We start from the raw sequence: 14,060 nt of genomic DNA on the forward strand, positions 1-14,060 counted from the left end.
GCTCGTATGTGGATCTACCGGACCACCCTAACCACATGACACAAGTTGTCGGAAGACAAGCATCTCGGTTCACACAGTGTGAACGTCCTGCTGCCGGGGCCGGGCGGGGATCCGGCCGAAGGCGGCGAGCACGGCGTCGACGACGGGTTCGATGCTCGCCGGGTCGATCTCGTCCCGGCTGACGACCCGCCGGTAGACGAACGGGGACACCACGAGCTCGGTGAACAGCAGGACGTCCACGCCGGCGGGCAGTTCGCCGCGTTCGACGCCCCTGCGGAGGACCCGTTCGTAGATGGCCCGGGTCCTCCGCTCGGCCTGCTCGCTCATCGCCGCCAGCTCCGGGTCGCGTGCCGCGGCCTCCATCAGGGACGGGAACACGCGGACCCGGTTGAGGTAGGCGACCAGTTGCCGCAGCAGCGCGAGGAGGTCGCCGCGCACCGATCCGGTGTCCATCTCGACCAGCGACCGCAGCATCCGCGCGTAGGCCGCGCGGATGAGGCTGTCGCGCGAGCCCCACCGACGGTAGATCGTCGGCCGGCTGACGCCCGAGCGGTCGGCCACCGCGTCCACCGTGACCGCGGTGACGCCGTGCTCGGCGATGAGGTCGAGGGTGGCGCGGATGACGGCGCTCTCTGAGCTACGCGGACGCGGTGACATCGCGCATCATCCTAGGCACCGGGCGTCGTGCGGAGCCGCGGCGGGCCGGTCAGAAGACGCCGACGCCGGCGGCCTCGTTGCGCTGCTTCCACTCCTCGCGGGACATGCGGGTGGTGTCGACGTCCTCGGCCAGGCCGCGCAGGGCGCCGACGGTCGCCTCCTCCTTGGGGGTGTGCTTGAACGGGTCCCAGTCGAAGAACCTGGTCGAGTTCTCCCAGGTGATCTTGTGGATCTCGGCGGGAGAGCAGCGGGCGTCCTGGAACTCCTTCCAGGAGAACTCCGGCGACTCCGGCCAGGTCGTGTCGGTGTGCGGGTAGTCGCACTCCCAGGCGATGTTGTCGATGCCGATCCGGTCGCGCAGCAGCAGGCCCGAGGGGTCGGTGATGTAGCAGGCGAGGATGTGGTCGCGGAAGACCTCGGAGGGGAGCTTGCCGCCGAAGTCGTTGCCGAGCCACGCCTGGTTCTGGAAGTGCCGGTCGACCCGGTCGAAGTAGAAGGGGATCCAGCCGATCCCGCCCTCGGAGAGGGCGACCTTGAGGTCGGGGAACTTGCGCAGCGTCGGCCCGAACAGCAGGTCCTGGGCGGTGATGGCGCTGATCTGGCAGGCGAGCACCATCAGGTGGTCGACCGGCGCCTCGGGCGCCCGCTTGATGACGTCGAAGCCCGCGCCGATGTGCAGCGACAGGACCATGTTCTCGTCGACCAGCGCCTTGATCATCGGGTCCCAGTGGCCGGACAGGAAGCTCGGGAAGCCCTGGACGTGCGGCGTCTCGAGGAAGCTGATGGACCGGCAGCCCTTCTTGCCGAGGCGGTGGATCTCCTGCACCGCGAGGTCGACGTCCCACATGGGGACGATGCCCAGCGGGATGAAGCGGCCCGGGTAGGTGCCGCACCACTCGTCGATCGCCCAGTCGTTGTACGCCTGGAGCATGACGAGCGCGATCTCCTTGTCGCGGGACTCGTGGAAGGTGCGGGCGTTGAAGCCGGCCATGGTCGGGAAGCACATCGAGGCCAGCACGCCGTTGACGTTCATGTCGCGCACGCGCTCGTGGACGTCGAAGCAGCCGGGGCGGAGCTCGGAGTAGGCGCCGGGGTTGAACCCCCACTGCTCGCGCGGCCAGCCGACGGTCGCCGCCATGCCGAAGGGCGTGGAGGTCTTCTGCCCCTGGAACTCCCACTCGTCGACGCCCTGCTCGTTCCGGACGACCTTGGGGACGGCGTCGGCCCACTTGGCCGGGACGTGGTTCTTGTACATGTCCGGCGGCTCGATCATGTGGTCGTCGATGCTGACCAGGATCATGTCCTCGAGCTTCATGGATGCTCCCTTCGAGGCGGCGGGCCGCCGGGGACGGCCGTTCGCCGGGGCGGGCGGAGTTTTGATACTTGACTGTCTCGTTTAATTTCGGGTCCGGCGGGCCCAGAAGTCAAGACCCGCCGGGCACGTCCGGAACGGGCCCTTCGCGGCGGCGCGAGGCCGCCGCCCCGGTGTCCAGTCGGACACCAGTTCGCGAACTTCTGGACAACTCGCGGAGGGTATGCCGATACCGGCGGAATGATGAGTGATCGGGTTGAGTGATCGCCCCTGGACGGGCGCCTGTGCGGAGTTGCGGGAGACGGACGGAGCGGGCGTTGACCTCCTATCTCGACCGGAAGGCGGATTTCACCCGCGACCTGCGGCACCGCCTGGACGGTGACGAGCCCGCCGCGCTGGCGCGGCGCACGGGCCTGCGGGAGAAGACGGTCCGGACGCTGCTGGCCGGGGACGGCGAACTGATGTCCTGGGAGGTCGTCAGCGCCTGCCTCGCGGCCGCGGGAGTCGACGGCGGCGGGGCGGCGGCGGTGCGCGACCGGTGGTCGGCGGCCGAGCAGGCCCAGTGGGACGAGCGGGGCGACGACCTGCGCGCGGCGTTCGAGCGGAACAGGAACGGCAAGCCCGCCGCGGTGGTCGGGGCGCACCGGGAGAAGGCGCCGTGGCGGCGGCTGGCCTCCCGGCATCCGGTGACCTTCGAGCCCTGGACGGTTCCGGCGTTCGGCACCGGGCGCAGGCTGCCCGACCCGGCGGAGGCCGGTGACATCCGGGACTTCTACCGGCTGCTGGCCGGGCTGCGCGGGTGGGCGGGGTCGCCCAGGCAGTCGGAGATCGAGCGGCGCTCGTGGGGCACGCTGCCCGACGCCACGATCAGCGCGATGCTCCAGAAGGACCGGTGGCGCACGACCAACGACCGCGAGCGGGTCAGGGTCGGGTACTTCGCGGCGGCCTGCGGGCTGCCCGAGGCGGAGGTCGCGCGCTGGGTCGAGGCGTACGAGCGGCTCCGGCACATCGCCCCGCCCGACGACCTGGCCCAGGCCCGCGCCGAGGCGGCCGAGCTGCGGCGGCGGCTGTCCGGCGCCGAGGCGGAAGCCGAAGACCTGCGCGCGCGGCTGGCGGCCGCCGAGGCCATCACACCCGCCGAGCCCGGCGAGCCCGCCGAGCCGGTCGAGGCCGTCCCGGTCGCGCGAGAGCCCCGCGGGCGTGCGCGGTGGGTCACCCGCGGGCGGCGGCCGCTGGCGGTGGGACTGGCCGCGCTGGTGTTCGCCGGCGGCGTCGGGGTGGGCCGGGTGGCCGGCGGGGAGGGCTCCCCACGGGAACGTTCCGTGTGCTTCAGCGGCACGCTCCGCCTCGTCGGCTCCACCGCCTTCGAGCGGACGGCCCACGCCATCCGGCGAGGCTATGAGGCCCAGTGCGAGGACGCGCGGATCGAGGTGCGCTCCATCGGCTCGAACGAGGGCGTGCGCACCCTCACCGCGGCCAACGCCGCGACGACGATCGCGATGCACGACGGGCATCTCAAACGCGACTCCGAGGAGATCAGGCTGCGGGGTTTCCGCGGCCTGCCCGTCGCGCTGACCGCCTTCGCCGTCGTCGTCCACAAGGACACCGGCCTCACCGGCCTGTCGGTGCGGGACCTGCGCTCCATCTACGCGCGGGACGGCGCGCCCACCGAATGGAAGCGGTTCAGGGGCGGAGCCGGCCTTCCGATCCGGATGGTCAGCAGGACCGAGGGCTCCGGCACCCGTACGATCTTCGAGGAGCAGGTGCTCAACGAGCCCGAACCGGAGCTGTCGTCCCGGGACTGCCGGCGCAAGGACGAGATCCGCGCCGCCGCCCGCGTCATCCGCTGCGAGCGCAGCAGCCAGGCGCAGATCCTCGACACCGTCAACCGGCTCCCCGGCGCGATCGGCTACGCCGAGTTGCAGATCGCCACCGACACCCGCCGCTACCCCAACCTGCGCATCCTCACCCTCGACGGCAGGAGGGCGGACACCTCCCCGGCGGAGCACCGCTACCCGTTCGTCGCGCCCGAGGTCTTCTACACCTACGGGACGCCGCCGAACAACAGCCCCGCCGCGGCGTTCCTCACCTTCCTCGCCGGGGACTCCGCCAGGAGGCTCATCCAGCGGGCCGGGGCCCCTCCCTGCATCACCCCGGACTCGCTGATCTCCACGCCCTGCCAGTCGCCCTGAGCCGGCGGGCCGGCCTCCGGCGCTCACCGGCTCCGGGCCGCCTGCTCCCGCGCCTCGACGACCAGCGCCTGCGCCGACTGCCCGAGGCGTCCGGCCGAGTCGTAGAGGGTGGCCGCGCTGAAGCCGCAGCCCACGGGCTGGACGACGCCGGCGCAGACCAGGCCCACCCAGGGGCCGGTGGGCTCGCGGGAGACGTGCAGGCTCAGCTCGGCGTTCATGAAGCTCCACCGGTCGAAGGGCAGCCGCATGTGGGTGGCGGTGGAGGCGTAGTCCGCCGCCGCGGCGGCCCGCGCGATCGCGGGGGTCGGCTCGCCGGCGATGACCGGGACCAGCAGGTTGATCCACAGGCCGACCGAGTCCGGGCCGAGGTCGGGCGACCGCAGCGAGCGGACGCTGACCGCGGAGCTGTCGAAGCACTCCCAGCCGACGTACTCGCTGACCCCGGTCTTGGGGGTGGTCAGGTCGGGCACCGCCGCGCCCGCGAACGGATCCGGGTGGTCGGTCGCGCCCTCGGGCAGGTCGAGGTCGGCACGGCGCACCGCCAGGCACCGGGCGCGCGCCACCGGCTCGTCCCCCTCCAGCAGGGTGACGTCCTGGCGCACGACCCGGCGGCCGCCCTCGGGCGGGGTCACCGACAGCGTCATCGGGACGGCCCGGACCGGCCCGAGCAGGTCGAAGGTGATGCGTGCGGGCGTCCATCCCGGCACGTCGACGGCGGCGGCCAGCAGTGCCGCGACGGCGGCGCCGTGCAGCGCGTCCCGGCGCCACGGACCGCGGGCGCGGTCGGTGGGCACGACCAGGGCCCCGTCCCGTTCGTACAGGGCGGCGCCGCCGGGGACGGCCGGCTCGGTGACGGCCTCGGGGGCCGGGGCGGGCCCGCTTCCGACGGTCATGAGGCCACCCTCGGGTCGCCGGCCCCGGCGGTGAGGGCGGCGACGCCGGGGGCGAGCCAGCGCCGCAGGAACTCGCGGAGTTCGGAGCTGGTCCGCAGCGGGTCGCCGGGGTCCAGGAGGAAGGACTGCACGATTCTCAGCGTCCATTCGATCAGTTCGTTGCGCCGCTCGGGACCGAACCCTGAGGCGTCCCAGTCCACCGCGGTCTGGTCCAGCAGGGACCGGCCGATGGCGCGCGAGGTGTCGGAGGTGACGCTCCGCAGCAGGGATCGTCCGCTGCCGGAGTCCAGCAGGAGGCGCAGGTAGGGTTCGCCGGGGATCTGGTTGATCGTGTACGCCACGGCCTCGACCAGCGCCTCGTCGGGGGCGGTGATGGTGCGCAGCCGCCGCGCCAGGCGGGCCAGGAAGTCCTGCGTGCCGTCGAGGGCCGCCGCGATCAGCAGCGCGTCCGTGCTGGGGAAGTAGCGGTAGACGGTCTGGCGGCTGACCCCGAGGGCCGACGCCACGTGCGCGATGGTGGTGGCGCCGCCCAGCTCCTGGACGCAGCGGTGGGTGGCCTCCTTGATCCGGCCGACCGCTTCCTCGTCGCTGGCGGGGGGCGAGCCGCCCCATCCGTGAGTCCGCACGCGATCAACGTACCGTCCAGCTAGACAGGACACAAGTCTAAAGTTGTATGGTCTATCGCCTTTCGACATCGATGTCGACCGTCACCCCTGCCCGCGATGTCGCGCCGATATAGTCGAGGCGGCCCGCCCCGGCCGGCGCGGCCCAGAAAGGGAAGGGAGATCCGGTCCACGTGGCACGACCCGCATCCCCGTCCGGCGGCACCCGCAAGGGAGGCCGCGGCGCCCGTGCCACGGCGGAGGGCCCGCGCACCCGCGGCGGATGGACCCCGGCCGGGACCGCGGCGGAGCGGCGCGCCGTCCACGCCGAGCGCGGCACGGCCCGCGGCGAGCGCACCCGGCGGCGGATCATGGAGGCCGCGCGCCGGGTCTTCGAACGGGACGGCTACCTGGACGTCGGCGTCGCCGACATCGCCCGCGAGGCCGGCGTCGCCCACGGCAGCTTCTACACCTACTTCTCCTCCAAGCTCGAGGTGTTCAACGTCGTCTGCGCCGAGGTCTCCGAGGTCGTGGACCAGGCGGTGGGCCGGCGGGTGGACGGGGAGGACGGCCTCGATCCGGTCGACGCCCTGTGCCGGGCCAACCTGCGCTACTTCGACGTGTACCGCGAGAACGCCCGGATCTACGCCCTGCGGGAGCAGCTCGCCCACATCGGCGAGGACCTCCACGCCACCTCCGTCCGGCGCCGGAACCAGACCATCGACCGGGTCGGCCACCTGATCCGCCGCTGGCAGGACCGGGGCGTCGCCGATCCGCGGGTCGACCCGATCCCGACCGCGGCGGCGCTGATCTCGATGATCTCGAACGTCGCCTACTGGCTGTTCGTCGCCGGGGACGAGGAGGGCCGACTCGACATCGGCGGGGCCGCCGCCACGGTCAACGACATCTGGATCCGCGCCGTCGACCTGCGCCGAACCCCGAACCCGGAGTGGATGGAGGGCGCGGCCGGCGGCTGAGGGCCCGGTCGCCCGTGTCAGCCCAGCGCGCGCCACAGCGCGGTGGTCTGCGCGACCGTGCCGACGAGCGCGCCGTCCTCCGCCCACAGCCGCACGCGGCCGTGACCGTACCCGCCGGCCGCCATGTCCGGCCGCCCGTCGATCAGCAGCCACTCGGCGGCCGAGGGCACCCCGACCCGGACCGTGAGGTCGAGGCTCGTCCCGGCGCCCGGCTCGCCGAGCTCGCGCATCACCATCGGCGGCAGGCAGTCGCCCGCCAGGCCGAGCAGCGCCGGACGGGCCAGCGGACGGTCGGGCAGCCGCATCCACCAGCGGTGGGCGCCCTCGTCCACCGAACGCCGCTCGATGCCGCCGAAGAACCCCGCCGGGAGGCCGTCGGGGATCGCCAGCTCCATCTCGGGGCAGTCCGCGGGCGGCGGCACGGCCGGGGCCTCGGCGACCGCGCCCTCGGGGATGTCGGTCCCGGCCTCGCCGGAGGCCCCCAAAGCCTGCAGGACGAGCTCGTCGCCGACATGGGCGGTGACGCGGACCTGCGACGTCCGCCTCCCGGCCGCGACGACGTCCGCCTTCAGGTCGAGGCGGTCGCCCTCGCCGCACGCCCCGACGAACTGGGTCGTCGCCCACAGCAGCCGCCGGCCGGTCGACGCCTCGATGAGCGCGGACACCAGCGCGGCGCCGGTGCCGCCGTAGATCCGCCCGAACGGCGCGAGATGCCGCTCGCCGAGCTCGACCGTGGCGGTCTCGCCGCGCTCGTCCACCTTCAGCGCCAGCCACTCCCGGTCGGCGGCGCGCTCCGCGGCCTCGTCCCCTGCCATGCGGTTCGTCCCATCGTTCACGGCGCACCGTCCGGTACGGTCCCCGCCCGGACTTTACTCGACACCGATATCGACTGACGGTCCCGGGCCCCCGCCATCGGCCTCGCCGACGGCCCGGAGCAGCGGCCAGACCGCGGCGCTCATCTCGTCCGCGCCGCCGGGGCAGCCGCGGCGCAGCCAGTCCAGGATGGTCCCGAGCAGGGCGCCGGCGAGGAACGCCGCGTCGGAGTCGTGCGGGATCTCGAGCGGGTCGTCGACGTGGGTCCGCCGCCCGTCCTCGGCACCGGTGAAGTTGACGTGGATCGCGATGGCGAGCCGCTGGTGCATGCGGTTGATCACGCGCGCGCTGCCGCCGTCCCCGACCAGCGCCCGGTACAGGCGGGCGTGCTCGGCGACGTGCGCGAACACCGCGGTCAGCGCGCCGGCGGCGAAGTCCTCGCCGCCGGGCCGGTAGGACCGGCCGACGACGGGGGCGGCGGCGATCAGCTCGTCGAACAGCGCGGCGCACGCGCCGGCCGCCAGGTCGTCCACGCCGCTGTAGTGCTCGTAGAACGTCGACCGGTTGACGCCGGCCCGCCGGGTGATGTCCCGGATGGTGATCCGCGCCAGATCCCGCTCCTTGATCAGGTCCAGCACCGCCGTCTCGAGCGCGGTGCGGGAGCGGTGGACGCGGGGATCGGTGGACCGGTGGGCGTGCACACTCCCTACTGTATTGTTTCCGACAGATGTTGGAAAACCGGCATATGTCGGAGTAGAGGCGGTGCCGGCGGAGACGAGCGGGGAAGGGGCGATCGCATGACCCGGAACGTGGCGGTGGTCATCGGAGTCGGCGGGATGGGGCAGGCCATCGCCCGCCGCCAGGGGGTCGGGGCCCGCGTCCTGGCCGCGGACTTCGACCAGGATCTGCTGGAGACGGTGACCGGCTCGCTCCGCGACGAGGGTTACGACGTGACCCCCCAGGCGGTCGACGTCTCCTCCCGCGAGTCGGTCACCGCGCTCGCCGGGCGGGCCGCCTCGCTGGGCAAGGTCCACTCCGTGGCGCACACCGCCGGGCTGTCCCCCGTCCAGGCGCCGGTGGCGGCGATCCTGGCGGTCGACCTGCTGGGGGTCGCCCTGGTCCTGGAGGAGTTCGGCAAGGTCGTCGCCCCCGGCGGGGCCGGGGTCGTCATCGCCAGCATGGCCGGCCACTTCCACCCCGGCCTCCCTCCCGAGGACGCGCTGCGGCTGGCCACGGCCCCGGCCGACGAACTGCTGTCCCTGCCCGCCGCCGACGCCGCGGCCTTCGCCGACTCCGGCGCCGCCTACTCCTTCGCCAAGTACGCCAACCTGCTGCGCGTCCAGGGCGCGAGCCCGTCCTGGGGCGCACGCGGCGCCCGGATCAACTCGATCAGCCCCGGCGTCATCGCCACCCCCATGGGCCAGGCCGAACTGGCCGGCGAGCACGGCGCCGGCATGAAGGCGATGGTCGACGCCTCCAACGCCGGGCGCCTCGGCACGCCCGCCGACATCGCCGCCGCCGCCGACTTCCTGCTCGGCCCCACGGCGGGCTTCCTGTCCGGAACCGACCTGCTCGTGGACGGGGGCGTCGTCGCCGCCGTCCGCTCCGGGCGGCTCGGCTGACCGGCCGGGGCTCTCAGCCGGGGACCCGCCCGTTGCCGCCGGCGGCCCGGGCGAGGACCTCCGAACGGCCGGCGCGTGCAACGACCAGCGGCCGGTAGCGCATGACGAGCGCCGGGGCGCCGAAGGAGACGACCCCGGTCAGCGTGTCCCCCGCGAAGTACGCGGCGACGGTGCCCTTGACGGGGCCGCCGCCCAGGCCGTCACCGTGCAGCGGGACGACCTCGTCCGCGAGGTCGGTCCGCCCGATCGCCTGGATCTTCAGCTCGAACTGGTCGGACCACACGTAGGGCGGGCTCGTCGGCGGGAGCTCGGCGCCGAGGATGTCGCACGCCGCCGTCGCCGCCTGGTCGCACGTCATGGTCCAGTGCTCGCCGCGGTGGTGGTGGCCGGCGGCGGGGTTCCACCAGGCGGCCGCGTCCCCGACCGCCCAGACGCCGCTCATGCCCACCACGCGGCCGCGCTCGTCGCAGGCCAGGCCGTCCTGGACGCGGACCCCCGCGCCGCCGAGCCAGGTCAGGTCGGGGACGGCGCCGACGGCGGCCAGCACGACATCGGCCGACAGCACGGTGCCGTCCGCCATCTCGACCGTGCGCCCGTCCACCAGCCGGGCGATCCGCGACCCGCAGCGCAGGTCGACCCCGGCGCCGGTGACCAGGCGGGCCGCGAGCGCGCCGACCCGGCGCCCGAGCACCCGCTCGCACGGCACGCTCAGCGCCTCCAGCACGGTCACCTCGACGCCCGCGCGGCGGGCGGCCCAGGCGACCTCCGCCCCGATGAACCCGGCCCCGATGACGATCAGGGACCGGGCGGAGCCGAGGGCCTTCCGCAGCGCCAAAGCGTCGTCGAGGGTGCGCAACGTCGCCACCCCCTCGGGCTGGTGCGGCAGCCTGCGCGGGACCAGCCCGGTCGCGATGACGACGGCGTCGCCGGTGACGGTGCCGCCGTCGTCCAGGGTGACGGTCGTGCCGTCCAGGGCGACCGCCCCGGTGCCCAGACGCGCCGACACCTCCAGCTCGGCCAGGCCCGCCCGGTCGCGGAGGCACACCCGCTCGGGCTCCCACTGCCCGGAGAGGATCTGCTTGGACAGCGGTGGACGGTCGTAGGGGGCGTGCTCTTCGGCGCCGACCAGCGTGATCCGGCCCGCGTAACCGCCCGAGCGCAGCCGCTCGATCGTGCGCAGGCCGCCGAGCCCGGCGCCCACGACCACGACGTGCCGGGGAGTGTTGGAAGACAAAGGAGAACCGCCGTCAGTCGGACGCGGGGAGCGGCTTGGCCGACTTCTGCGCCACTTCGGCCCCGTTGACGGCGACCGGGTGCTCGCCGCCCTTGACGCACAGCAGCTCGATGTCGAGGCCGTCGGCGGTGTACCGCTTCCCCAGCAGGAGGCCGGCGCCGGTGGCCGCGGCCTCGACGGGCTCGCCCGCCTCGCCCTTCGGCACCATCCCGCGGCCCCCGCAGGTCACCTCGAGGTCCTCGGCGGGGGCCCGGACGACGACCAGGGCCGTCGAGTCCACGACGCTCTCCAGCGTCTGTCCCAGGGTCAGCTTCATCGGCAATCGTTCCTCATTCGTTCGGTGTGGCTCGGTCAGGTGTCGGTGCGCAGCAGCATGACCCCGCTGGGGGTGAGGCCGCCGCTGCTCACCACGGCCACGCGGGCGCCGTCGACCTGGCGGTCTCCGGCGTCCCCGCGCAGTTGCACGATCGCCTCGTGGAGCAGGCCCATGCCGTGGGTGCGGCCGTGCGAGAGCTGCCCGCCGTGGGTGTTGAGGGGGAGCACGCCGTCCCGGGCGATGTTCTTGCCTCCCTCCAGGAAGTCCCCGGCCTCGCCGATCTCGCAGAAGCCCAGCGCCTCGATCCAGGACAAGCAGTTGAAGGTGAAGCCGTCGTACAGCTGGGCGAGGTCCACGTCGCCGGGGCGCAGCGTCGTCCGGGTCCACAGGTGCGCCGCCGGTCCCAGCACCTGCGGCTCATGCGTGGAGGTGCTCTGGTCCCATTCGAGCCGCTCGACGATCTGCGTGCCGACCGCCTCCACGCGGATCGGGCGCACGCGCAGGTCCCCGGCGGTGTCGGCGGCGGAGACGACGACGGCGACCGAGGCGTCGCAGGGGACGTCGCAGTCGTAGAGGCCGAACGGCGTGGTGATCATCCGTGCCCCGAGGTAGTCGTCCATCGTCATCGGCTCACGATAGATCGCCGTCGGATTGAGCGCCGCGTTGGCCCTCTGGTTGAGGGCGATCCAGCCGAGCGTCTCCCGGGTGGTCCCGTAGCGGTGGAAGTGCCGCTGCGCGCTCTGGGCCAGGACGTGCGCGGCCGAGGTCGCGCCGAACGGCATCCCCCAGCCCATGTCACCGGCCATCCGCCCGCCGCCGCCGAAGCCGAGCCGCCCTTCGCGCAGCAGGCGGTCGTGGGTCGACTGCCAGACGGTCCGGAAGCACAGCACGTGCCGGGCCAGCCCGGCCGAGACCGCCAGCATCGCGGCGATCACCGATCCGCCGGGCCCGAAGGTCTCCCCGCCGCCGTTGTACCAGGTCGGGCGGATCCGCAGCGCCGCCTCCAGCGCCGTGACGCCGCCCTCCCCCATGCCGTGCTCCAGCCCGCCGCCCGGGTAGGTGGACAGGCCGTCGATGTCGTCCATGCCCAGGCCCGCGTCGGCGACGGCGGCCCGGCACGCCTCGACGGTGAGCGCCAGCGGGTCGGCCATCAGCCGGCGGCCGATCCGGGACGCCCCGGCGCCCGACAGCACGGCGTCGTCCTCGAACTTGCGACTGCGCACGGGGGGCCGCACCAGTGCGCGGATCCGTTCGGGGGACTCCTCGTCCTCGGGGAGCGGGGCCGGCCGCTCGGGCTGGTCGGCGGCGGGCCGGAACAGCGGCAGCCAGACGTCCTCGACCTGCTCGAAGGTCACCTCCATCCGCATGCCCAGGCGCAGGTCCTCCTCGGCGCAGTCCACCAGCCGCGTGGTCAGGCGGACGCGCGGGTCCTCCTCGACCGCCACCTGCGCCACGATGTACGGCGAGGGAAGCCCCGGCAGCCGGAACCGGTGGCTGACGGTGAAACCGATCAGGGTGGCCAGGCCCGACACCTCGCGCACCCGGGGCGGGGAGCCCTGGCAGTGCGGGCAGACGGGCTTGGGCGGGTGCACGAGCGCGGAGCACGACCCGCACTCCTGCAACCGCAGCCGCCCGTCGGCGCCGGCGGTCCAGTAGAACTCGTTCCAGGGCGTGACGAACGGGAGGGGCCGGCCAGGCGCGCTCACCGGCCCGGCTCCCGTCCCGCGGAAGGTCCCGCGTGGGTCACGGCGTACTCCTTTTCATGGGCGCTCAGCCGTCGAGCTTCGCCCGCGTCGTGCGGACCGTGATCGGCTCGGCGAGGCGCTGCTCGTCGCAGATGCGCTGGACCTTCTCGATCGTCTCCTCGAGACCGGCGCCCAGGCGCTCACCGGGGGTGAAGGTGGCCGGCAGGTGCTTCATCCCGTTGATGATGCCGGTCGAGTCGTAGTGCACCGCGCCCTCGGGGTCGCAGACGAAGTCGGGCATCCGGTCCAGCACCGCGGTGAGCATGATCTTGAAGGTCACGCGCGCCACGTTCGAGCCGATGCACCGGTGGATGCCCAGCCCGAAGCTGTTGTGGCGGTTGCCGGTGCGGTCGAGCCGGACGGTGTGCGGGTCCTCGAACACCGTCTCGTCCCGGTTGGCCATCGCCCACGACAGCCAGAGGCGGTCGCCCTCCTTGAACTTCGTGCCGTTGACCTCGCAGTCCTGGGAGATCGTGCGGCCGTCGCCCTGCGCGGGGGTGAAGAAGCGCAGGAACTCCTCGGTCGCGCTGTCCAGCAGCGTCTCGCGCTCCCGGCTCAGCCGCTCCCGCTCGCCGGGATGCTGCGACAGCCACTCCAGGGAATGCGCGGTCAGCGCCGTGGTGGTGTCGAAACCGCCGCCGATCAGCAGGTTCAGGACGCCCAGCAGCTCCATGTCGTCGGGCCGGCGGCCGTCCAACTCGAGGTGCACCAGCTCGTTGATCAGCCCGGGACGCGGCTCGGCCCGCACCTCGTACATGGTCTCGAACATCCGCTCGCCCATGCGCCGCATGAGCTGCCGCACCCGATCGAAGTTCCGCGAGCTCGGCGGCGTGTAGACGAGCGCGTGGATCGGCTCGCAGTAGATGTCCCAGTCCTTCAGCGGCGCCCCGAGCAGTGCCATCGTGAGCACCGCGGGCACGATGTTGGCCAGGTCGTCGACGAAGTCGATCCGGCCCGTCTTGATCTTCTCGTCGAGGCAGGCGCGGGTCAGCTCCTCGATCACCGGCTTCCAGCGCGCGACCGCCGCCGGGGACAGGTAGGGGTTGAGCGCCTGCCGGTAGTAGCGCTGGTCCGGCGGGTCCATCTCCAGGAAGCCGCCCCGGGTCCGCTGCTTGCGGTCGGCCACGTGCGGGATGTTGATCCCGACGTAGCCGGTCCCGGTGCCGGTCACGTCGTTGTCGTTGGACAGCAGGTCGGCCCGCCGGGCGAGGTCGAACAGCTCCTTGTTGCCGCTGGCGAACCAGTAGCCCCCGTGCGTGTCGTTCCAGGCGACCGGGCACCTGCCGTGGAACTCGTCGGTGAGCTGCTCGAACTCCACCCGGTACCGCGTGGAGTGGCGGTCCAGGCTGATGGTGTGTCCGCCGGGCGCGTCGTCCGCGGTCGGCGCATCGTCCATGGTCATGGCAAGCTTCTCCAGCCCGAGATCGGTGGTCGGGGTCAGGACAGGTCGATCGCCCGTTCCGGGCAGGAGCGGACGGCCTCCCTGGCCGCCCCCTCCTGCTCCTGCGGCACGTCCTCGTCGATGGCGTACGCGTGGCCGTCCTCGTCCCGCAGGGCGAACAGCTCGGGCGCGTTCATCGCGCACAGCGTGTGCCCCTGGCAGATTCCGGGATCGACGCGAACCTTCACGGTGGGCCTCCTCGCGCAAGTCGGTTCATATGGGGAGTCGGATCGGATGTCGGATCGGATAAGGAGGT

Annotated in this window: 14 protein-coding genes; 3 read left to right on the forward strand and 11 right to left on the reverse strand. The window is 73.2% G+C overall.

What is annotated here, in order from left to right; all coding sequences use genetic code 11:
- Positions 1 to 69 precede the first annotated feature (69 nt).
- Both ACZ466_RS54545 and ACZ466_RS54550 read right to left on the reverse strand, forming a co-directional pair.
- A complete protein-coding gene (locus tag ACZ466_RS54545) occupies positions 70 to 657 on the reverse strand; it encodes a TetR/AcrR family transcriptional regulator (RefSeq protein ID WP_378281983.1) in 588 nt (195 codons plus the stop codon).
- A gap of 49 nt (positions 658 to 706) precedes the next feature.
- On the reverse strand, positions 707 to 1,972 hold the full coding sequence (locus ACZ466_RS54550) for an amidohydrolase family protein (RefSeq protein WP_378281982.1): 1,266 nt from the start codon (positions 1,970 to 1,972) through the stop codon (positions 707 to 709).
- Positions 1,973 to 2,286: 314 nt separating this feature from the next.
- Here ACZ466_RS54550 and ACZ466_RS54555 point away from each other — a divergent pair, with 314 nt between their 5' ends.
- A complete protein-coding gene (locus ACZ466_RS54555; protein WP_378281981.1) occupies positions 2,287 to 4,161 on the forward strand; it encodes a substrate-binding domain-containing protein in 1,875 nt (624 codons plus the stop codon).
- A 23-nt stretch (positions 4,162 to 4,184) separates the two neighbouring features.
- Here the strand turns inward: ACZ466_RS54555 and ACZ466_RS54560 are convergent, their stop codons facing one another.
- A complete protein-coding gene (locus ACZ466_RS54560; RefSeq protein WP_378281980.1) occupies positions 4,185 to 5,054 on the reverse strand; it encodes an acyl-CoA thioesterase domain-containing protein in 870 nt (289 codons plus the stop codon).
- The gene (locus ACZ466_RS54565) at positions 5,051 to 5,680 is read right to left on the reverse strand and encodes a TetR/AcrR family transcriptional regulator (protein ID WP_378281979.1); all 630 of its coding nucleotides are present in this window, start codon (positions 5,678 to 5,680) and stop codon (positions 5,051 to 5,053) included. Before ACZ466_RS54565 ends, ACZ466_RS54560 begins: the two co-directional genes overlap by 4 nt.
- Before the next feature lie 170 nt (positions 5,681 to 5,850).
- On the opposite strand from ACZ466_RS54565, the gene ACZ466_RS54570 reads away from it, so the two are divergent.
- On the forward strand, positions 5,851 to 6,633 hold the full coding sequence (locus ACZ466_RS54570; RefSeq protein WP_378281978.1) for a TetR/AcrR family transcriptional regulator: 783 nt from the start codon (positions 5,851 to 5,853) through the stop codon (positions 6,631 to 6,633).
- 17 nt (positions 6,634 to 6,650) lie between these two features.
- Here ACZ466_RS54570 and ACZ466_RS54575 read toward each other — a convergent pair whose 3' ends face one another.
- Positions 6,651 to 7,448: an acyl-CoA thioesterase gene (locus ACZ466_RS54575; protein WP_378281977.1), complete on the reverse strand. Its 798-nt coding sequence runs from the start codon at positions 7,446 to 7,448 to the stop codon at positions 6,651 to 6,653.
- A gap of 54 nt (positions 7,449 to 7,502) precedes the next feature.
- Complete coding sequence (locus ACZ466_RS54580) at positions 7,503 to 8,147, reverse strand: TetR/AcrR family transcriptional regulator (protein ID WP_378281976.1); 645 nt, start codon at positions 8,145 to 8,147, stop codon at positions 7,503 to 7,505.
- Between the two features lie 96 nt (positions 8,148 to 8,243).
- On the opposite strand from ACZ466_RS54580, the gene ACZ466_RS54585 reads away from it, so the two are divergent.
- Positions 8,244 to 9,068: an SDR family oxidoreductase gene (locus tag ACZ466_RS54585; RefSeq protein ID WP_378281975.1), complete on the forward strand. Its 825-nt coding sequence runs from the start codon at positions 8,244 to 8,246 to the stop codon at positions 9,066 to 9,068.
- A gap of 13 nt (positions 9,069 to 9,081) precedes the next feature.
- On the opposite strand, the gene ACZ466_RS54590 is transcribed toward ACZ466_RS54585, so the two are convergent.
- The 5 genes from ACZ466_RS54590 to ACZ466_RS54610 form a co-directional block, all read right to left on the reverse strand.
- Entirely contained in the window at positions 9,082 to 10,302 is a 1,221-nt protein-coding gene (locus tag ACZ466_RS54590) for an NAD(P)/FAD-dependent oxidoreductase (protein ID WP_378281974.1), read from the reverse strand.
- A 13-nt stretch (positions 10,303 to 10,315) separates the two neighbouring features.
- Positions 10,316 to 10,618: a hypothetical protein gene (locus ACZ466_RS54595; RefSeq protein WP_378281973.1), complete on the reverse strand. Its 303-nt coding sequence runs from the start codon at positions 10,616 to 10,618 to the stop codon at positions 10,316 to 10,318.
- 35 nt (positions 10,619 to 10,653) lie between these two features.
- Complete coding sequence (locus ACZ466_RS54600) at positions 10,654 to 12,324, reverse strand: thiolase C-terminal domain-containing protein (protein WP_378281972.1); 1,671 nt, start codon at positions 12,322 to 12,324, stop codon at positions 10,654 to 10,656.
- 64 nt (positions 12,325 to 12,388) lie between these two features.
- On the reverse strand, positions 12,389 to 13,765 hold the full coding sequence (locus ACZ466_RS54605) for a cytochrome P450 (RefSeq protein WP_378281971.1): 1,377 nt from the start codon (positions 13,763 to 13,765) through the stop codon (positions 12,389 to 12,391).
- A 35-nt stretch (positions 13,766 to 13,800) separates the two neighbouring features.
- Positions 13,801 to 13,992, reverse strand: coding sequence for a ferredoxin (locus ACZ466_RS54610; protein WP_378281970.1), 192 nt, complete (start codon positions 13,990 to 13,992; stop codon positions 13,801 to 13,803).
- Between the last annotated feature and the right edge of the window lie 68 nt (positions 13,993 to 14,060).

Source organism: Actinomadura rugatobispora (assembly GCF_055379765.1).